Annotated in this window: 19 protein-coding genes and 1 riboswitch; of the genes, 3 read left to right on the top strand and 16 right to left on the bottom strand. The window is 40.9% G+C overall.

What is annotated here, in order from left to right:
• Nucleotides 1-25: 25 nt before the first annotated feature.
• On the bottom strand, nt 26-655 hold the full coding sequence (locus ATG71_RS07745; protein WP_098439121.1) for a LysE family transporter: 630 nt from the start codon (nt 653-655) through the stop codon (nt 26-28).
• A 135-nt stretch (nt 656-790) separates the two neighbouring features.
• Between ATG71_RS07745 and ATG71_RS07740 the strand changes: the two genes are divergently transcribed.
• Nucleotides 791-1,423, top strand: a complete 633-nt coding sequence (locus ATG71_RS07740; RefSeq protein WP_098439120.1) for a spore coat protein — start codon at nt 791-793, stop codon at nt 1,421-1,423.
• A 105-nt stretch (nt 1,424-1,528) separates the two neighbouring features.
• Nucleotides 1,529-2,023: a L,D-transpeptidase family protein gene (locus ATG71_RS07735; protein WP_098439119.1), complete on the top strand. Its 495-nt coding sequence runs from the start codon at nt 1,529-1,531 to the stop codon at nt 2,021-2,023.
• Nucleotides 2,024-2,057: 34 nt separating this feature from the next.
• Here ATG71_RS07735 and ATG71_RS07730 read toward each other — a convergent pair whose 3' ends face one another.
• On the bottom strand, nt 2,058-3,254 hold the full coding sequence (locus tag ATG71_RS07730; RefSeq protein ID WP_098439118.1) for an aspartate kinase: 1,197 nt from the start codon (nt 3,252-3,254) through the stop codon (nt 2,058-2,060).
• A gap of 50 nt (nt 3,255-3,304) precedes the next feature.
• Complete coding sequence (locus tag ATG71_RS07725) at nt 3,305-4,555, bottom strand: homoserine dehydrogenase (RefSeq protein WP_286162947.1); 1,251 nt, start codon at nt 4,553-4,555, stop codon at nt 3,305-3,307.
• A gap of 124 nt (nt 4,556-4,679) precedes the next feature.
• Nucleotides 4,680-4,790: riboswitch (SAM riboswitch) on the bottom strand.
• 247 nt (nt 4,791-5,037) lie between these two features.
• Between ATG71_RS07725 and ATG71_RS07720 the strand changes: the two genes are divergently transcribed.
• Nucleotides 5,038-6,423: a DUF2254 domain-containing protein gene (locus ATG71_RS07720; RefSeq protein WP_098439116.1), complete on the top strand. Its 1,386-nt coding sequence runs from the start codon at nt 5,038-5,040 to the stop codon at nt 6,421-6,423.
• Between the two features lie 66 nt (nt 6,424-6,489).
• Here ATG71_RS07720 and ATG71_RS07715 read toward each other — a convergent pair whose 3' ends face one another.
• The 13 genes from ATG71_RS07715 to ATG71_RS07660 form a co-directional block, all read right to left on the bottom strand.
• Complete coding sequence (locus ATG71_RS07715) at nt 6,490-6,750, bottom strand: hypothetical protein (RefSeq protein WP_098439115.1); 261 nt, start codon at nt 6,748-6,750, stop codon at nt 6,490-6,492.
• A gap of 26 nt (nt 6,751-6,776) precedes the next feature.
• Nucleotides 6,777-8,006 carry a helix-turn-helix domain-containing protein gene (locus ATG71_RS07710; protein ID WP_098439114.1) on the bottom strand — a complete coding sequence of 410 codons (1,230 nt, stop codon included), beginning with the start codon at nt 8,004-8,006 and terminating at the stop codon, nt 6,777-6,779.
• A 443-nt stretch (nt 8,007-8,449) separates the two neighbouring features.
• Nucleotides 8,450-8,947, bottom strand: coding sequence for a protease inhibitor I9 family protein (locus tag ATG71_RS07705; RefSeq protein WP_098441751.1), 498 nt, complete (start codon nt 8,945-8,947; stop codon nt 8,450-8,452).
• Nucleotides 8,948-9,062: 115 nt separating this feature from the next.
• Nucleotides 9,063-9,773 carry a hypothetical protein gene (locus tag ATG71_RS07700; protein WP_098439113.1) on the bottom strand — a complete coding sequence of 237 codons (711 nt, stop codon included), beginning with the start codon at nt 9,771-9,773 and terminating at the stop codon, nt 9,063-9,065.
• Nucleotides 9,774-9,792: 19 nt separating this feature from the next.
• Nucleotides 9,793-10,335, bottom strand: coding sequence for a signal peptidase I (locus ATG71_RS07695; RefSeq protein ID WP_098439112.1), 543 nt, complete (start codon nt 10,333-10,335; stop codon nt 9,793-9,795).
• 495 nt (nt 10,336-10,830) lie between these two features.
• Nucleotides 10,831-11,538 (bottom strand): spore cortex-lytic enzyme, encoded by a 708-nt coding sequence (sleB, locus tag ATG71_RS07690; protein ID WP_098439111.1) that lies wholly within the window; start codon nt 11,536-11,538, stop codon nt 10,831-10,833.
• A 526-nt stretch (nt 11,539-12,064) separates the two neighbouring features.
• Nucleotides 12,065-13,159 carry a Ger(x)C family spore germination protein gene (locus ATG71_RS07685; protein WP_179886491.1) on the bottom strand — a complete coding sequence of 365 codons (1,095 nt, stop codon included), beginning with the start codon at nt 13,157-13,159 and terminating at the stop codon, nt 12,065-12,067.
• Nucleotides 13,156-13,509: a GerAB/ArcD/ProY family transporter gene (locus ATG71_RS23960; protein WP_353616311.1), complete on the bottom strand. Its 354-nt coding sequence runs from the start codon at nt 13,507-13,509 to the stop codon at nt 13,156-13,158. The genes ATG71_RS07685 and ATG71_RS23960 overlap by 4 nt, the downstream gene beginning before the upstream one ends.
• Nucleotides 13,510-13,827: 318 nt before the next feature.
• The gene (locus tag ATG71_RS07680; protein ID WP_098437389.1) at nt 13,828-14,955 is read right to left on the bottom strand and encodes an IS91 family transposase; all 1,128 of its coding nucleotides are present in this window, start codon (nt 14,953-14,955) and stop codon (nt 13,828-13,830) included.
• Nucleotides 14,952-15,824 (bottom strand): tyrosine-type recombinase/integrase, encoded by an 873-nt coding sequence (locus ATG71_RS07675; protein ID WP_286162865.1) that lies wholly within the window; start codon nt 15,822-15,824, stop codon nt 14,952-14,954. The genes ATG71_RS07680 and ATG71_RS07675 overlap by 4 nt, the downstream gene beginning before the upstream one ends.
• On the bottom strand, nt 15,802-16,806 hold the full coding sequence (locus ATG71_RS07670) for a GerAB/ArcD/ProY family transporter (RefSeq protein WP_098439109.1): 1,005 nt from the start codon (nt 16,804-16,806) through the stop codon (nt 15,802-15,804). Before ATG71_RS07670 ends, ATG71_RS07675 begins: the two co-directional genes overlap by 23 nt.
• Before the next feature lie 31 nt (nt 16,807-16,837).
• Nucleotides 16,838-18,244 carry a spore germination protein gene (locus ATG71_RS07665; RefSeq protein ID WP_179886490.1) on the bottom strand — a complete coding sequence of 469 codons (1,407 nt, stop codon included), beginning with the start codon at nt 18,242-18,244 and terminating at the stop codon, nt 16,838-16,840.
• Nucleotides 18,245-18,412: 168 nt separating this feature from the next.
• Nucleotides 18,413-19,747, bottom strand: coding sequence for a helix-turn-helix domain-containing protein (locus ATG71_RS07660; RefSeq protein ID WP_142953461.1), 1,335 nt, complete (start codon nt 19,745-19,747; stop codon nt 18,413-18,415).
• Nucleotides 19,748-19,820: the final 73 nt, after the last annotated feature.

The raw sequence follows: 19,820 nt of genomic DNA, 5'->3' as shown, positions 1-19,820 counted from the left end.
AGGAAGGAACCGTCTGGGTGTCTGTCTAGCCGAATAATAACCTGCAGGCTTCCACGCCGAAATAAATGCCGAATCCCATTAAAATGAGCCCGGAAATGATGGAAATCAAACGGAGGATCCTGGGGCTTATCAGCTTCCTCGCCCCCGTTGCGACACCTGCCATCGTCACATCCCAAATGGTAATCCCAAGGAAAATCCCCAAGCTGTACAACAGCATTTGTCCCGATTCATAAGAGCGGGACGTCTTTGCAAGGATCGAACCATAGATCCCGAGCCAAAACAATACGCTCATAGGATTGGATATCGCCATAAAAAATCCGGTGCGAAATGCCTTTCCTTTGGTTTCACTTTGATCTTTTCCAGATTCAGCCGTAAGGTCTCCGGACTTTAAAAGACTTTCAATTCCCGTATACGTCAGAATAAATAATCCAAAGATCCACAAAAAAAGTTTGATGATCGGGACGTCGATGAATTGTGCGATTCCGAAATAGATCAGGAGCATAAAGATCCCGTCTGCAACCATTCCCCCGACCCCGACAAGCCAGGCATGGAAAAACCCGAAACGGATCCCCTTGTCCAACTGAGCTGCATTGATGGGACCCATCGGTGCTGACAGGGATAAACCCAAGACAATATAGCTTATAAAGATACTCATGTTCGACCACCTTCGAATGGACTTCCTTCCATTGTATTCGGACAAGTTCTTAAGTATTAACACCTTTTCTTAGAATAAATGTCTTGTATGAGGTTACTCTAACAACGATACTATTCAATCTATAGGAGGATTAATATGCAAAATCAACAGCAACCGAATATGACGCCTGGTACGGGCATGCCGCCTAATATGATGAATGCTCAAAATAAGAACCATGGTGGACATGAGTTGTTTGACGCCCACGAAGTAATCGCAGGTATTATCAGCATGCTCGATCAGTATCAAATGTACGATCAACACATACAGGATCCAGAGTTAAAAGACATTGTTAAACGTCAGACTGCCTTTGTCACAACGATGTATAATACGATTGTCGGAAGTTTTTCGACTGGACACGATCCACAAGTCCCGACACAACAGTACAAAATGAATCAGAATCATACGAGCACCTATGGCATTAAACCTGGAGCACCGAAAAAACCAAATCAGTCTGTTCAGGAACTTTCAGATAAAGGATTATCTGCCTATATGCTCGGACAAACGAAATCACTGGCCACTCTCCTTGCCATGACGGCTCTCGAGATGACCAATCCCGTGCTGCGCCGTGTCGTTGCGGACAGTGTACCGAACTTTATTGAAATGAGTTATGAAATCTATCTTTATCAAAACAAACATGGGTATTATCAGGTCCCTCAACTGAATGATCAGGATATGACCTTGATGCTTCAAAGCTATACTCAAGTCCCACAGCAGAATCTGCCCCAATAACGTCCACAAAGCGTCTGCATCAACATGCAGGCGTTTTTTTGTTTCTCACTGATTTCCTTGCCTGCACATAGAATGAAGTGAAAAAGAAACAGGAGGTGACCCCTGTTGATTCATACAGTAAAAACAGGAGAAACGCTTGGCCAGATATCAAGGGATTACAGGACTCCCCTTTCTGCCATCATTACTGCTAATCCGGGTATTAATCCGGATCAACTTTATCCCGGACAGACGATCACCATTCCCGGTATCCCCGATACGACCGGCAATCCTTACAGTATAGAAGTCTCTGTTAACAACCGTATCCTCCGACTATTCAAGGATGGTGTTCAGATGAAACAGTATCCCATCGCTGTCGGAAGGGTCCTTTTCGAAACGCCCATCGGGGATTTCATCATCATCAATAAAGCTCCGAATCCCGGGGGACCCTTTGGCACGATGTGGATGAGTTTATCCAAAGAAAGCTATGGGATCCACGGAACGAATAACCCCGCCTCCATAGGAAATGCCGTGTCCAAAGGATGCATCCGGATGTACAACAAAGACGTGGAAGAGCTCTCAAGCATCGTACCAATCGGGACTCCCGTATCCATCACTCCATAAAGAAAGAAGTGTATGGACCATACACTTCTTTCTTTTATAAAATCGCCCTTTTGGATTCGATATAATCCAACCCGAAGTGCATATGAAGGATTCTGGCGGCCTTTTCAACATCTGTGCGATCGACAATGGCGCTTAAGCCCACTGACGATTCCCATACGGACACCTTCCCTATGTGGTAATCATGAAAGACATTCGTGACCTTTTCTTTTACTTCACCAGAAGACTGGATGCTTCCAATCACACATACCTTCGATACATCTTCCCTTATGTCAAAATGGGAGTAAGCCTGGTTATATTTCCTGACGATCTTTTTCACCAGGGGAACATCCTGATCTTTGATGATGAGGACAAGACCTTGACGGTGCCTGATTCTTTCTGTTTCGATATGGTGGGAATCAAGATCATAAAGGATCAAGGATTCCCCTCCATCACAGCCATGGATCGTAAGGAGGGAGATTTCTTCCTGTAGGGCTACTCCCACGATGGCATCATTTCTTTGGACTTTCCCGCTGATCACGGTTCCCCGTCCCTCTTTTAAACTGGAACGGACGATCATAGGGACTCCATGTTCCTTGGCGTGTTTAATCGCTCTCGGATGGAGGACATTCGCTCCCATCATGGCAAACCGGAGCATGTCAGTATAGGACAGGCCATCGATCTTGGCAGCCCGGGGGACCACTCTCGGATCGGAGGTATACACCCCGTCCACATCCGTATAAATGTCGCATCGATCCGCATTCAGGGCTGATGCCAGTGCAGCAGCGGACGTATCCGATCCACCCCTGCCTAAAGTGGTGAGCTCCCCCTCTTCGGTGACCCCTTGAAATCCGGCCACCACAACGATTCGCCCGGCGGATAACTCCTCTTTTATCCTTCCCGTATCGATGGAAGTGATCTTTGCATTGCCGAACACTGCATCGGTCCGGATCCCCGCCTGCCGACCTGTCAGGGACACGGCCTTCATCCCTCTATGATGAAGAGCCATGGTCAGAAGGGAAATCGTGACCTGCTCCCCTGTCGCGAGGAGCATATCCATCTCTCTTTTACCGGGATAATCAGAAAGTTCCCCTGCCAGTTTCACAAGGGTGTCCGTCGTATTGGCCATCGCCGATACGACCACCACGACATCATTTCCCTTTTCCTTTTCCTTCACGATTTGACCGGCCACCCGCTTCATGCGATCCGCAGAACCTACAGAGGTTCCACCAAATTTCTGAACAATGATACCCAAGTGATCCCCCTACTTTCTATCAGATCTATTTTCTGCTTTCAATGATGACGTCATGAAACAGCCATGCCTTCCTTCACTTCGTTTTCAAGAGGAATTTCATTTAGAATCGATACAGCTTGAATATGTTCATGTGATTGAAGAAGGGAATCCAGTTCTTCTTGTCTTCCTTCGACAAAGACGTAAAGGTCATTTCCAAGCTGAATCCGGTCCTTTAAGGTGAACGGTGTCATCCAGCTTTGATACTCCTCTTTTTCCTTGAACCGCAGTACCCATTGCCCCATGCTTTCTTCTTGGGGATCTTCGCTCGTCACCGTCTTTTCGGGAGCAACGGTGTATTTCCCCTCTATCAGGGAGAGAAAATCCTCCACCATGGCACTTCCCGTCGGAAATTTCCCGGCTCCGGGACCCAGCAGTGTAATCCTCCCTACAAGACTCCCTTTCAGTGAAATCGCGTTTTCCACATCCTCCACCCCGTAAAAAGGATGGGTGTCGTGGACAAGGATTGGTTCCACTCCCCCGTTGATGCGATTGAATCCGTCCCGTTCCAGTGAACCCACATGCTTGAACCGCAACCTGAAGGACTCGGCCGCCTGCAGCCATTCAGCCGTCAAGTGTGTGATTCCTTTCCGCCGGATATCCTTCCAGTCCGGCTGCCTGCCAAAGGCGGTCTGACTTAAGATCAGAAGCTTATAAAAGGCATCATATCCCTCTATGTCGCTCGTCGGATCCGCCTCGGCATATCCCTTCTCCTGAGCCTGCTTTAGAGCAGTTTCAAAGGAAAGCCCCTTTTTCCTCATTTGGGATAGAATAAAGTTGGATGTCCCATTCAATATTCCTTGAATGCTTCTGATTTCATTTACCTTCAGGAGCTGACGGATGGTGCCGATGACCGGGACACCTCCCGCCGTGGTCGCTTCGAAACCAAGTGACACCCCTTTATTTGAAGCTTTCTTCAGAAGCTCGGGGCCGTATTTTGCAAACATGGCTTTATTGGCCGTTATGACATGAATCCCCTTTTCGATTGCTTGTGTTACATACGTATAAGTTGGTTCTTCCCCTACTATCGCTTCAAAGATCACATGAAGGTCAGGTATGTCGAGAATGTCTTTATAATCCGTCGTAACCCTGATCGCCGGATCGATTCCCCTTTGCTTAGAGGGATCCTTGATGAGGATTGCCCTTATTTTCACCTCTTTACCTAGTACTTCTTTCAATCTTTCCTGATGAGTATCAATGGCTTCATAGACCCCTTGACCAACTGTTCCGAAGCCCAGAAGCGCCACATTTATCGCTGACATCATTCAGCCCCCTTTTTTCCGGTTTGACCTGCACGTACGATTCCTGTCTGAAGGCGTGGTGGAAAGAAAGAGGGTATGCAGAAAAGCCCTCTTCTTGTAAGAAGAGGGCTAATTGATCATGCTCCTCCCCTTATCTTCCAGATCCACATGGAATCTGTAGGAATTGGCACCTTTACAGACTGATCCTGCAGGTTGCCGGGCTTCATCGGGCCTATCCCTCCGCCGCTCTTGATAAGAGATATAACGTTATGTTTTCACTTGATATTTTGAGTATGAATTGGATTATATAGGGGATCTTCCCCTTCGTCAATAGAATTTTTGTTATTTTTTAAAAATTCTTTTTACTGTGGTGGGAAAGTTTTTTTCCGATAGGTTTAGTGCAGAATATCCCTTTTCTATCACTCTTTTTGAATAAAGGGAGTTTTAACCGTGATAGAGAGGGAAAACTAACCCATATCCATTTACTAGAAAGGACAGGTTCGAACATGTTGAAAAAGATCCTCCCTTTATCCATTCAAAAATATTTGCTCATGTCAAAACGGCAGCGCATGCATGAAATCAGGCTCACCATTTGGTATATGCCCTTTATTTACATATGCCTGTCCTTGCTCATGGTCGCCATTACCCTCTATTTAGATCTCTATCTGGAAGTGTCACAGTATACGTTTGATCTATTAAGCATGGATGCTTCGGTCACCCGCATACTGGTCAGCACGCTCATTGGAGGCATCCTGACACTCAGTGCTTTTACACTTAACTCTTTGCTCGTCGTTCTGACGATGTTCAGCGGGCAGTTTTCACCAAGGATGCTGTTGGATTTCATTTCGGATAAACAAACGCAGCACGCCCTTGGCATTTTCAATGGCAGTTTCGTTTATGTGCTCCTCCTTTTCCTTTTTATCGGAAATTCAAAGAAGGAAATGTTTGTTGCTGCCCCGGTCATGACGATCGTACTGGCGTTCCTGTCAGCCCTCACATTCATATTCTTCATTAATCATGCGTCAACGTGGATGCAGGTCCATAATATCACGTACAATATGAAACAGGTTTCTGAAGTGATGATCAACCAGACGCTAAAAAAAGATTTGGAGACCCATCGTACGACAGAACATGGCGATACGATGGATCAGTATAAACAGAATATCATTCACGTGAGTTCCAGGGGATCGGGCTATATCCAATTAATCGATTTTCAAGGAATGATTCAACGTGCAAAGACTGAGAACCTCGTCATTCAACTTCATTACAAAGTCGGGGACTACGTTTTGGCCGGCAATGAAATCGTGAGCATATGGGGACCCGACACAAAGGATATTTCAACAAATTTCTACCTCGACTTCATTGAAATGGGGCATAAAGAAACTGAAATCCAAGACTTGCAGATGGGGATTCACAAGCTGGCCGAAGTTGCCATCAAATCACTCGGGAATGATGACCCTAAAACGGCGTCTAATACCATCGATCAGATGGCAGACCTCATGCTGACAATAGAGGATCACTTATCCTTCACCCCTTATCTAATCGATGAAGAAGGAAGAATCCGGGTCATTCTTCAATCCGAACCGTTTGATTATTACCTGTATCGGGGGTTTGGTTATATCCGACACTATGCAAAAGACAATCATCTTGTTATCACGGACATTGTGCGGGCACTCGCCCTTATTGCAGAATCCATTCAACCATCCAAACATAAAGATCTTTGGGATTTCGCCTGCAATACGATTGATCATATAGAAAGAGAAGTCATCTATGAATTGGATAAGACCTTCCTCCTGCAAGAAGTCCATAAGCTGGCACGGTTCACCAAAAAACTTGAAGAGTATAAGAAAATCGAAAATAAATTCTATCCATCCGCCAATGAAAACACGTAAAACATACATGAGTAGCCCAAACCATGGCCATGGTTTGGGCTACTCATGTATGTTTTTTTCTATAAATTATATCCAAGTTTCAACAATACTGGAATCTTCTCCTTTTGCTTTCGGTACTAAGGAGAAACGTCCGGGAATTTCATTTCTGATCGCTTCTAATGATGGCCTCATTAAAATAGTATGGGTAGGTTGATTCAAATCGAATAGCCTAGCTACAAACATACCCTGATAATCTCTCGGACTGGAATAGATACAGATGATTGGCATTTTATAATCACTGAATGACACCTCTTCAAAAGAGGAAATCAGACGATCTGGATTTTCCATCTAACCGCTCCTTTACTGGTTATTGATTAATTCAGAACACACTCTTTTCCCTTTACCTCTTTCCCATCCATTTGATTATGGGTGTAGAGCTTTTGGATGTAATAGTTGCACTGAGCGTATTGCCCTTCTTCCTTTAATAGAGGTATGATGACATGATCCATATATTGATAGTACGCTCCCTCTCCCTCTTTGACCCTGATTTCAAGTAGTGTAAAGAAAGCATTCAAGACCGAATTTTTCATATCTCCCACCAATGCTTTTCCTACTTCTACTAAACTTGCATATTTTTCTTTATTTGCAGAATCGTCTACATTCATGGAACAGTCAATATACCCAAATAGGCTTTTTACATACATTTCTTTATCGGCCTCATGCTTTAATAATCCATATGCTACTTGAAAAGCATCTCTTGCCTTTCTATCGTTCATTACGTCTCGATATAAATTTCCTAAATTCAGAAGAAGAATGGCTTTTCTTCTATGATCATGCAGATTATCACAATGTTGAATCAACTCGTCATACTTTTCTACCAATGATACTAGATTCCATTCTTCTCTTCTGGCTTCCGCTGCCAACTCAATCGTAGCAGCGTCTATACACCTTGTAAAATTAAACGTTTCCTTGAAATAGTTCAGAGCCAACTGACTATTTATGAAGGACTTTTCATACTGCCCCAGGTCGTGATAGGCAACTGACATATGGTAGTAAGATTCAGGGTTGGAATAAATATCACGATCTATTTTCTCCAGGGACGCTATTGCTTTTTGGGGATTTCCTATCTCTAACTCATACATGCCTCTTATATGGTAGTATAACTGAAAGTCATAATCGAACATATGAAAGGACAGACGTTTGTTAGAAAACTGATTCAAATAAAATGCAGCTTTTTTCACATCACCTTTCATAATTAAGTATCTCGCTATCAAGAGCTTATAGGTGCCATTCAGAGTTTCGATCTTGATTATTGGATTTTGTTCAATCGTCTCCTTCAATAACTCTACCTTTCCATTTACCTGTTTGATCATGACATCGTGCCACAATTCCAAATCTAATCGACATTTTTTAAACGCCTTTAACTCTTTCTCAATGTTAATTCCTAACCGTTGATTGAACAACTCGATTTTATCTTTTGTAATCTGTAGATGTCCGCTTTCAATCTTACTGATATGGCCAGGTGTACAAATCCCATCACCTACCTGTTTCTGGGTCATCCCCTTAAAGATTCGATAATATTTAATAAATGTCCCAATGTGCATGATACAACCTCCAGGATGATGTAGATTAGTTGGTTCATTTCATCCAAACAACAGTTCCAACGCTTTATATTTTTTATATTGATATAAGTTCTACACCTATTATACTAATAATTAATCATGAGAAAATTGGGGTTTTCAGTGGCGTCCTAACCATTTACTGAAGTACCATTTACCTGGTTCTTTCATCTCAAATCTTTACCATTTTTACTTCATGAAGTACTTTTCAATCAAATATACACGCTATTTCTTATTTATTTGAAATTTTTTCAATTAATTAGAAATATAAAGAAAATGGATATAGTTCTTAATACTCAATCTATTTTCCCGATTTCTCTCACATATTTATACTATTTTTCGAAAATGATTGTGCCTATGTAAAATGAGCAAAAAAGCTAACTTCCACACACCTTTTATTAATGGAGGGGTGGGGGTTAGCTTTATATTTACATTTGATCTGAAGGTTGGATAGGGGGATCCAGTTGGACTTCCTCATTTGGATAGATCCTGGAAATAACAGAGGATCCCATAAATCTCTTGATTTCGGATGCAGGCAATTCCATGGAAACTCCATTAAAGGCTGTCTTATACCTATGTTTGATGCGATAATCCACTTTATTATCATCCAGAAAGTCATGAAGTTCTTGTTCGAAAGCCTGATGACTTTGTTCAACGTGTTCTTTGGCTTTATCCAAGGTCATATCCATACCATGAGCTTCAGCTTCTAAAACGGCTATTTTGGCAGGTTTTGTCTTAAATTCAACAATAACGGAAATAACCTTCTCACTTGAAAGATTAATCGATGGATCCACTTTGACTGGCGAATTCATTGTCTCTTTCACCGCCTCTTTGTTTTTATAGGCATTCTCCCCTGTGTTCTCCTGACATCCTCCCATGTACATTATCAAGAGAAGACAAAGGACACTCCAGTAGCACTTCTTCATCACCTTTCAATCTCCTTTATTTAAGAGTAAAAAAAAAGACAATCTATCAGGATTGTCTCCCATCGATTGTCTTTTCAAACGTTATTCACCAAGTATATATTTTTTTAGGGATACCTTAGTTTTTTGCTCCATCATCCATTTGCTTGGCTGTTACATTCAAATTTGATGTATATGAAACTCCTTGGTATTCATTGCCAGCCTTTTCGTCCAGTTTAATTGCGAAAGAAAGATCAATATATTGGTCATTATTCAATTGCCAGAATTCATGCTTCTCGCCATCTTTAGAACCATCCCCAAGTACCATCTTGGTTTTCCCGCTCATACCTTTTGCCGCAGGTTGAACTTCTTCCTCTACAAATCCAACGACCATTTCAACCCCTGGAGCGATCGCTTTGGACACAGATTTCACTTCATTGGTTGTCCCATTGAATAACTCATCTAAGTAGATTCTTGATTCTTCCAGGATGTCGTCTGTCATTTCTTGTCCTTCAGAGAACTTATAAGCAATATAACCTACTTTATAAGCATCTAAAGGAACATCTGCACTTAAAGACTGGTTATAGGTAGCTTTAAGATAAGCATCCATATCCCCTGTGTTTTCAATCTTTAACCATTCACCGTACTTTAATTGGGAAGGTGCAAACCCAGTAGCTTCGACGATCTTTGTATCCATATCTTGACCATTGTTGATTTCTAGTGTACCGTTCGTAATCTCTCCTGCGGCATTCGTCTCGGATGTGAACCAAGAATATGTACCAAAGCTCCCTGACACAACGATTGCACCAACTAAAGCGCTTCCCAAAAAGGCATTCTTCAACTTAAACATGTCAATCCCCCAATGTTATTTATGATTTGATAAACTCTTCTTCCTTCTTCTTCTGTTTGATTCTTTCATAAACCGATAAACACACATACCCCGCTAATGGAACTACTATGAATAGTAAGAAACCCATCGGGCCCTTCGTATACTGAGAAAGGAAACCAAGGTTGGGAATGTGAAAGAGTTCCTTTCCTACGATTTCATTTGCAGTGGTGACATCTTCATCTTCCGTATTATTGTTATCACCTTGTGTATAGAAGTGCTTTTCTCCGGCTTCCCCAACAATCGAAGTGATTCTGTGAGTAATCAGGTTACCCTCCTGGTTGTAAAAGGAGATAATATCTCCCTCTTTAAGATCTTCTGCATCCATCTCTCGGGTGAGAATCACGTCGCCAGCCTCAAAGGTGGGAACCATACTATTCGACAATACAGTCAGCGGCTTGTACCCGAACAAGGATAGCGGTTTACTGTTGTTCAGGCTTATGAAGATGGAAATGATGATCATCATGATGAGTAAAAAGATTGTGATTGATATTACTCTTTTTGCAATTGTTCCAATCTTCTCCATTTCTCACCCTCTATTCTCGTTGTATTATGTTTCATTTGCCCAAAGTAAAGAAGTTTCCTTCTAATCAGAATTTCTTTAAGATTCTGATTTCTAATTAAATTATTACACAGCTCGCAGTCTTGGTGTATTGGGGTTTCCAGGAGCAGAGACTCATAAGCGTATAGGTACTATTACTCAATTAACCAATCGCATTAAACTTGAATCATTCTACATTTTCATAAGAATTATCTTGATGCATGACAGAATGACCGGTCTTTAATCACTATATCCACTACCCAAATTTTCCGGTTGGAAGCATTTTTTGTACCTATTCTGTTGATTTAGTCGACTGAATTGAAACAAGAACCCCCAAAAAAATAGTTGGATGAGGTTATTTTTAGAGGATTTAATAGAGGCTTGCTTTTGAGAATAAAAAAAACCAAGGTACTCTTTTCCCGTACCCGTGGTCTAAAAACGATATATTCCACTTTACAAATGTCCTTTTCGAATTTGGTTCTATTTACAAAAAATATGTCTTCCGATTTGCTTAATTTGGGGACGACTCCAGATCCAGCTGCTTGTTGCCGTGTCAGGGTTGAAATAATAGATGGCTCCTTCACTGGGGTCCCAACCATTAATAGCGTCCAGTACTGCTTTTTTCGCTGTTTCATTGGGTGTCAAATTAATTTGCCCATCAGCCACTGCAGTAAATGCCCCGGGTTCGTAGATCACTCCAGCTATGGTGTTGGGAAATGAGGTGCTCTGCACACGGTTGATGATTACTGCAGCGACAGCCACTTGACCGGTGTAAGGCTCTCCTCTTGATTCTCCGTATACGGCATTAGCCATTAATTGTATTTCATTTTGTGAGTAGCCATTCGGGACGTTTGTACTACCCCCTGATGAACCTGACTTATTATATACAGTGGCTTTGACTAATTTTTCTTTAGTCTTGGGCCCAACCACACCATCTATGGGCATTCCGAATTCTTCCTGGAATATCCGTACCGCCCAATATGTATTATATCCAAATACCCCATCTACTTCGCTTGTGTAGAATCCAATGTACTTTAACCTCGATTGTAATTCTATAACATCTTCTCCTGTTGCTCCTCTTTGAAGAATTTGAGTAGAAAATGCACTTACTTCTTCTTGTTGGCCACTCCCCATAAAGACTAAAAGAGAGATGGCGAGGATGTTTATCAGTATCTTGAATTTTGACATAAAGACCTCCAAAGAAAGATATGTATTTCATAATGTCTTCTTTAGAGGGTCATATTATGTATACATTTAGAGGAGTCCTCCTTAATAACCATGCAAAATTTGGTTGCAACTCCAAAGTAAATATCGTTTAACAATTTTGAACCAATCTACTCCCATACTGGAGAGCTTTCTCTTGATTTCCCCGGTCTAGTTACAAAGCTAATTAAAAGTAATACGAACATAAATACAATCGATAGTGTTCTTATCAATGATCTCTTCATCTTCTCACCCTTTACATCATAATAAATTCATACCATTCCAGTAGCTTCATAGAATATGCTTCTATAAATTCCAGAATAATGCTTAGATCAGAAATCAGCTTATGTGAATTCCCATTTCCTCTCCCCCTCCTATCCAAGACTTTCGCAGAACGAACAAAAAAGACAGGCTTCCCCGGAGGAACCTGTCTTTTTATAATTATGGGTAACCTTTATTCATCACCTTTTATTGGACAAAGAATTAAGCCTTTCTTCCAGCAATAGGAATACTACTGAATATTGTTTGTTCCCATGATTTTAACATTTACCTTAGGCTTTATTTCTACTTGTTGATACTCCCGCTTCCATTTTTCAGGGTCCCATGATTCATGGTAGTTTACAGATACCTCTTTGGCGATTCCTAAGGCGTCACTGTTAGCTTTGATTAACAGATCGGTAAGTTCCTTAGCTTGTTTCGTGATTTTCTTTGAAGCTAGCTGATTTAGATGTTTGATACTATCTGAAGGATTTTCTTCATAATAGCTTAGAATCCTTCCCTCTAAATCAGCGGTAATCGTACATGTCACTTTTCCATTTTGTTTTTTAACATCCATTTTTGTCTTAGCACTTTCGATCGCCAGGGTTATTGGCTGGCTAAATTCTTCTGTATCTATGCTAAGCTTTGCTCTTTTCCCCATCTCATTCCGTAATAGGAGAAGCAGCGAGGTTTGAGTGGTTGTAAGGGTATCACCAGTGAACCTATCACCGTTGAATAATGCTGACCCCGCCAGCAGCAGATTGTCTTGGTCATCTTTTTTAATATAGGGAAGAATAACGTCTTTTGTTTTGTCGGATATATCATTCCAGACCGTAAAAATTGTTTCTTCAGGAATATACGTCCCCTTTGTGCCACCGATCAGAAGGTTGTCGACTTCAAATACTATAGGACTATCACTATGTTTCAATGACAAGATTTCATTTCCCTTTCCTTCACTTATAACAATCCGCGAGGAAATATATCCATTGGTTGACCTAAGAATAGGCTCAATCAATGAATTGATGCCTTTTTTCTGTGCCAAATCTCCCCCAATAATCATGATGAATGCTTTTCCCACATCCATATTACCTGATACTTTATTTTGAAGGTCCGTTTCAAGCTGGGAAACGGATTCCTTCTCGGAAACATAAACTTCATCACTTACTTCGAATTTCCCTCCACCAGCACCTCGAATATCAATGGCCCTGACTGTACCCAGAATATGATCTGACTCTTCTGCCGTGTCAAAACTTATCCCATTTACAATTCTGTTGTCTTTTAGTTGGTTTTGATCCCAACACCCTGTCAGAAGGAATAAAGCAAAGAATAAAACCGGCATTTTCTTCATTGGGAAACCTCCTTCCCCCTCTTCTTTAATAGGTAAGAAAACAATAGCAACATGCATGGGATTGCAAATACAACGGTATAACTCAAGTATTCTACATAGCTGGAATAGAGCTGCTGAGATTCGGGATCCTTTTTCACAATGGTAAACAGGATGAAAACCAATGTACTATTCATCAAAACAAGTTTAGAGGATTTGCCTTTGAAAAAAGAAAGGCTTTTACTGCCCAAGTATAAATAAATGACGATCGATGCTGCCAAAGGAACAATCCATATTGATACAAATAGTAAATCAAGACGGTCTACCATTTGAAAATGAAGCGGCCTCAAAAAGTAGATCACCGGATATTTAATATGTCTCAGGGACGGTTCTTAAAGGGGTCAATTGGAAGTTTTGCGCGCAAAAAGATCCAACTAGGGTAATAATCTAGTTGGATCTTTTCACTTTATATTTGTAATAAGAATGCACGCAAAATTTTTGATTGCCAGGAAGAAGGAAGTCGCGGTCCCCGGCTATGGAATTTCAATCGGCTGATCGGTAACGAAATCCTTCTGTTTTTTGATGTTTTTCCGGGAAAAGAGTCAGCTAAATCCCTTCCGGGACTGTAAAGAATATAGTTTCCCCCTCCCCACTTAAGAGGCTTTTCAAAGAAAATATTCGGTTGTTGACGATCATGGTATAGCCTCTGTTAAATGCGATTTTTTACAGGAAGGACAGAGGGAAACATCCTTTTTGATAAGAATAGAAAGAATCTCAATCTTGTTTAATCCTTCAAACAATGGTTTGTACGTAGGGCTTTTCGTTAGCTTTCGACAGAGTTTCAGCTTGGACTTTTTATTCCGGTTCGCCAGGAGACCATAGTGTCTAATCTTCACAAACCCCTTCGGTAGGATATGCATGAGAAAGCGACGGAGAAATTCTACACCCTTCAGGGTTACGGTCTTTTTTTGATTACGTTTATAATCCTTCACTTTAATCGTGACGGATTGCTTGTCAGCGGAAACAATCCGATTGTTAGAGATGGCAATTCGATGAGTGTAACGGCCAAGGTACTCCATGACGGCGATAGGTCCTGAGAAGGTCCTTTTCGTATAGCTATACCAATCTTTTTTGTAACACTCATCAATCAATGCTTGAAAAGACTTCGCATTTTGATATTTCTTGGACTCGTTAAAGAATCTCAATTGTTTCTGTTGATAGTATTGTTTCAGGTAATAGAGGTACTTTCCCCGAAACTTTTTAGACAGTACCTTCACTGGAATAAAGAATTTCTCACTTGAACGGCGCCACTGATTTCGATCATTTAGTCCACCGGCCAATACAACGGTATGGATGTGAGGGTGATAATGAAGGTTTTGCCCCCAGGTGTGTAAAACCGAGAAAAATCCAATCTGTGCTCCCAAGTACTTTTTATCACCTGCCAGTTCGGTTAGCGTTTCGGCGACAGCTTTGTACATTAAATCATAAAGGAGTTTCTGATTATGATAGATCAACATATGCAGCTGTTCTGGCATCGTAAACACGACATGAAAATAAGGGGCATCGAGAATATCTTTTTTTCGTTGATCGACCCAAATATCCTTATTTACTCCCTGGCATAGGGTACAATGCCGATTTCGGCAGGAATTATACCGTACTAAGGAATGGTTACAGGACCCACATTCGTAAGAATGTCCACCCATTGCGGCAGTCCTGCAGTTCATCATGTTTGTGGCTGCCTTTGCTTGTTCCATAGAGCGTTTGTATGTTTCTTTGTAAGTGGGATAGAAGGTATGAAACAGTTCTTGAACTGTACTCATCGTTGGTCTTTTCCCAGATTATCTAAAGGACTTTTCACGCCCATCAAACTTTTTGAGGTCATGTGTAAATAGCCAAGTGTCGTATTAAGGTTTTTATGACCAAGCATCTGTTGAATGTATACAGGGTCAATCCCATCTTCCAATGAGTGGGTCGAAAAACAATGTCTTAACGTGTGAGCTGAAATAGTAGTCTCTAACTCCAGTTTATTCCGGAGTCTAATCATCGTATTTTTAATCGTTTTAATATGGATATGTCCCGATGGATTTTTATTACTAGGGAATAACCAATCGTCCGGTTTGTAGGGTCTCCCTTTGAAAGAGGCTTTGAAATACTCTCGAAGCACGATAAGTGCTGATTCGGATAGTATGGTATATCGATTGGTATTATGTTTGGCCTGATCCACACGAATCCTCATGGATTTACTACAGATATCCCTAATCTTCAATCGGGCGACTTCGCTTACACGAAGCCCACTACTATAGATTAAATAAAAAATAGCTTTATGCTTGATGTTTCGAAAGGAGTTGAGAATAGTAAGGACGTCTTCCCTGGGTGGGATGACAGGAAACTTCTTTACTCTTTTCATCCTCGGAAGTTTGTATGGGTTCCATTCTTTTTCTAACACGTAAGTGTAGAAGAATTTAATTGAAGAAATGTAGGTGTTAATCGTCCCCGGGGTGAGTCCTTTCACTTGTTTCAGAAAAAGGATGTATTGTTGAATGTCCTCTTCTGTCGTGTCAGAGATTTTTTTATTTTGCTTTTCCATAAACGAAACAAATGCCTTCATTCTCCGCCTATAGGACTCCCTCGAGGAGTCTGGTGTTCCTTTAAGTTCGAAATAAAGTTCAATTTTTTGATGATAATCCACGCAAATAGCCTCCTAGAATAATAGATAAATAATGTCTATCTACTCTTTGGAGGTGGTCGATTTTTGGTAATAAGAATAAGGGTATACAAATACGAGGAATACGATGATATAATAGGCATATGAAAAAGTACGTTCTTTCTACGGTTTGTTTTGTTTGGCGATTAAACAATACCACAAAAGAATATACTTTTTCATTTTTTTTTGCCTTTTTTAGTTGGAAGGAATCTTTTAAGCCATCGCGATAGCGATTTCGTTCTTCGCTAAAAACCATGATGCAAAGGATCACAAAATAGGTAGTTAATCCCGTTACAAAAACATTGGCCCATGTGATCGTTCTTAAGAATTTCGTTCCCTTCTTAGATGCAAGGGGATATAAAAACAAGATCACTTCAAATCCTAAAATAGCTAACAAGCAATCTTTACTCCCTCTGATCACATCCTTTACACCGCTTTTTCCTAAGGGAAGAATATGATGCAGGTCCACAGGCAAAAGAAAGGAGAAGAAAGAGAGTCCCATTAATATAAGGAAAAGAATCGATATGATTCCAAAGAATCTGGCGATAATACGAATATCACCGATAGCTAAATACGTACAGGTAAGCATCATCAGCATCCCGATTACCCAATAAGGGGTGGTCACCAACAGATGTTCCTTGATGATGGAGGTGAATTGCAGTAAAACAAACGAAGCAGTCACCATAAAATAAACGTAAGTGATTATATTGACCAAGATTCCTACATGTTTTCCCAGTAAAAAAGTGGTGATCTCTGAGTAGATTAAGTCAGGAAACCGTCTCAATAACAGCCAGATAATCAACAGAAACAACTGGAGAAATACTCCTGCCACAAGCACTGACAACCAGCCGTCTCCTTTACTTGTGTTTTGTAGAATATTGGGCAACCGGAGAATTCCAAATCCGACCTGAGTTTGAATCATAAGAAAGAATATTTGCCAGCTCGTTAAAGATCCTGTCTGTGACATTGACGGAATCACACTCTCCTTTCAGGATTACCTACGTTTGTTTTGATGTGTTATTTTTCTTTTTCGTTTTGATTAGTGAATCCTTTAGCCCTTTAAAATGGAGGGGGGCTACAGGTGCTAAATAAGGTTTTCCAAATGACTCCAATCTGCAAAGGTGAATTAATAATGTTCCAAGAGCGAGGACAATTCCTAAAAATCCAAATAAAGTAGCAGCGATCATAATAGGAAAAGCTACGATTCTTGCCCCCGTCCCCATTTGGTTAACTGGGGCTACAAAAGAGGCGATTGCCGTGAGTGCAATGACTACGATCATCGTATTGGAAATAAACCCCGCTTCTACTACTGCAGACCCGATGACCAAACCACCTACAATTCCGATTGTTTGTGCGATCGGTGAGGGGAGACGAATTGCCGCTTCCTTCAAAAGTTCCAGCACAAGCTGCATCGCAATCGCCTCAAAAAAAGGAGGCAGGGGAATGTATTCAATTTGAACCCTGATAGCATAAAGAATTCCAAGTGGGAGGACCTCTGAATGAAAAGAAACGACCGCGATATAGATGGCGGGTAAACATATTGCGACTAGAAAACTGAATATACGGATGAGGCGAAAGAATGAGCCGATCAGCCACCTGCTATTATAATCATCAGGTGATTGATAAAAACTGAAAAATGTAATCGGAGAAACCAACACATGGGGACTTCCATCCACAATGACGACTGATTTTCCTTCTAATAAGTAGGATGCCGCCCGATCAGGTCTTTCGGTTGACAACATTTGTGGAAAAAGAGTGTAACTGTTGTCCTCAATCAATTCCTCGAGCTCCCCTGCCGATTGGAGTTCCTGAACATCTACCGCTTCTACCCTTTGAATTAACACATCTAATGGTCCATGATCGGCTAATTCATCAATATACAGGATCGATACTTTCGTATTTGTAAGAGAGCCCAGTGTAGTGTTTTTTATACAGAGCGTGGGGTTTTTCACTCTTCGCCTGACTAAGAAGATGTTCTTATTGATGTCCTCAGTAAACCCATCATGGGCGCCTTTAATAATATGTTCGTTTTCAGGTTCTTGAATGGCTCTTTCATCAGCGGCTGCTACGGGCATCAGGAGAACAGAATTTTCCCCTTCTGCAAACAAGGCGCAGCTTCCCTCCAGCAAGCTATTCACCGTGCCTTCCAAGTCAATCCTTCGACTATATTCGGCGTTTTTTATAACGGATTCAAGTACAGCTTCATCTTTACAATCCAAGATTGGCTCAATGATATTTTTTTCCATCATTTTTTTATCCACTAGCGTGTCTAGATAAATCAGCTTACAGTCGACATTCAGAAAGGAGATTTCTCTAATTTTCAAATCTTCGGTTTCACGAAAGGAATTCTTGACTGCTTCAATATTTTCGTCGAGGATATTGGATAATTTATAGGTAAGTTTCACAATTTTTCACCTGCAGCTATCATAAATGGTTTCTATTATACTTACCTATAATGGAATTTTTATGTTTTTTTGACCAGGAACTCACTTTGTATAAACGTTCAAAAACCCCCCAAAAAATTTTGGGGAGTCAATAGTATTTATTAAATAAAATTTGAAAGATGTTCGATATCATGTACTTAATATTTTATAGTATTTCTCATCATGTTGTGGTGTGGCGTAGGCTCTGTATAACCAAAATGCCACCAGACATTTTTTCAACCTTTCAATATTTCCAATTTTCATTGATGAGTCTGCCACTTTCAATAGTTCATTCAGACCTTCATCATACTTACTGTTTTTACATTGAAATAAAGCATGGGCGTAGCGAAAGTCTAAATACCTTTTTTCTTTTAACCACGGCTCCTTACTGACGGACATATCCCGGATGACGTGTTTGAACCTGTCAATTAATTTTTTTGCGTCCTCTAATCGATTTAATTGAATGTACGTTTCGAAAATCCTGGGTAAGCCGGCATATATATCGTCCCTGCTTTCCAACCAAGAGAGATACTCATCCACGTACTCCAATTGTCCAAAATCCAAGAGTGCAACATAGCGGTTTCCAACAGCCATTTCCGCGTAAAAATGATTTACTTGTGCATATTTTTTTATAATTCCAAGCACTTCTTCAAGGCTTCCGTGCAACCTTGAAAGAGCGAAGCCTTTGTACATAAGGGCACGTCCATAATATTCTCCTTCACCGTCCATTTTCTCCAGTTTTTCTGCATAATTTAGAACCTGTCCCCATTCCTCACGCCGATAGTAGTCTGCCATGATCCACATGCAGGCTTCCTGCCTTATCTCAGTCGGCATGTAGGCTAATTGGTCTAACACATAAGATAGTGCATGCTGCCCTTTGTCTGTTCCTCTTACAATATAAAACCTCCTGAAATAGCTTATAGCGACTTGTTCTGAAAAACGATCCAAATCGCTTTCAATCACCACTTCGTAGAGAGGAAGGGCCTTCTCCCCCTTTCCCTCCCGAAAGATCTTTTCAGCAACGGAAAAGATATAAAATAAATTTTTATTTCTAATCGTTTTTGATTTTTCCTCCAACATTACATTTACAAGTTCTTTGGAATGCTTCTCGTACCCCTCTGCTACACACTTATACAAGAACTTTATACTTCTTCGTTTGTCCGCCCGGTTTCCTTCATTTAAGCACTCCTCTAAATAGTAGGGATAGAACGTCCCTTCAGAGAGGCCTAATGCGTTCGTAAGCGCATCCAAATATTGCAATGAAAGAGGTTGTTTATGATTGAGAATACGGCTGATCTCACTGATATGAATACCAGATTCCCTGGAAAGTTCTGTTTTATTCCAATTTTTCATTTGCATATACTTTTGAATTTCTTGATAGAGAGCAGCATTCATTTGATTCACCTGTTCCTTTTCATTAAACGAGTTGAGCTGTTGCCATGAACAAACTCTCTGAATTGTTGTGAATTTGATAGAATTTTTCAAAAATATTATCCCATCAAATTTAATTATAATCAAAGGAAAATGATAGAAAATGGGCAAGAAGAGAGACTAAACA

The organism is Bacillus sp. es.034 (assembly GCF_002563655.1).
Classification (GTDB): domain Bacteria; phylum Bacillota; class Bacilli; order Bacillales; family Bacillaceae_B; genus Rossellomorea.
Note: the sequence above shows the minus strand (reverse complement) of the source record. Positions and strands in the feature narration are given on the sequence as shown.

What these genes read in the sequence shown, in the direction of transcription:
- ATG71_RS07725 (WP_286162947.1), bottom strand. Translation starts at nt 4,555, where the DNA reads ATGATGTCAGCGATAAATGTGGCGCTTCTGGGCTTCGGAACAGTTGGT.
- ATG71_RS07700 (WP_098439113.1), bottom strand. Translation starts at nt 9,773, where the DNA reads ATGTTTAAGTTGAAGAATGCCTTTTTGGGAAGCGCTTTAGTTGGTGCA.
- ATG71_RS07720 (WP_098439116.1), top strand. Translation starts at nt 5,038, where the DNA reads ATGTTGAAAAAGATCCTCCCTTTATCCATTCAAAAATATTTGCTCATG.
- ATG71_RS07745 (WP_098439121.1), bottom strand. Translation starts at nt 655, where the DNA reads ATGAGTATCTTTATAAGCTATATTGTCTTGGGTTTATCCCTGTCAGCA.
- ATG71_RS07670 (WP_098439109.1), bottom strand. Translation starts at nt 16,806, where the DNA reads ATGTCACAGACAGGATCTTTAACGAGCTGGCAAATATTCTTTCTTATG.
- ATG71_RS07715 (WP_098439115.1), bottom strand. Translation starts at nt 6,750, where the DNA reads ATGGAAAATCCAGATCGTCTGATTTCCTCTTTTGAAGAGGTGTCATTC.
- ATG71_RS07685 (WP_179886491.1), bottom strand. Translation starts at nt 13,159, where the DNA reads ATGAAGAAAATGCCGGTTTTATTCTTTGCTTTATTCCTTCTGACAGGG.
- ATG71_RS07695 (WP_098439112.1), bottom strand. Translation starts at nt 10,335, where the DNA reads ATGGAGAAGATTGGAACAATTGCAAAAAGAGTAATATCAATCACAATC.
- sleB (WP_098439111.1), bottom strand. Translation starts at nt 11,538, where the DNA reads ATGTCAAAATTCAAGATACTGATAAACATCCTCGCCATCTCTCTTTTA.
- ATG71_RS07710 (WP_098439114.1), bottom strand. Translation starts at nt 8,006, where the DNA reads ATGCACATTGGGACATTTATTAAATATTATCGAATCTTTAAGGGGATG.
- ATG71_RS07680 (WP_098437389.1), bottom strand. Translation starts at nt 14,955, where the DNA reads ATGAGTACAGTTCAAGAACTGTTTCATACCTTCTATCCCACTTACAAA.
- ATG71_RS07740 (WP_098439120.1), top strand. Translation starts at nt 791, where the DNA reads ATGCAAAATCAACAGCAACCGAATATGACGCCTGGTACGGGCATGCCG.
- ATG71_RS07705 (WP_098441751.1), bottom strand. Translation starts at nt 8,947, where the DNA reads ATGAAGAAGTGCTACTGGAGTGTCCTTTGTCTTCTCTTGATAATGTAC.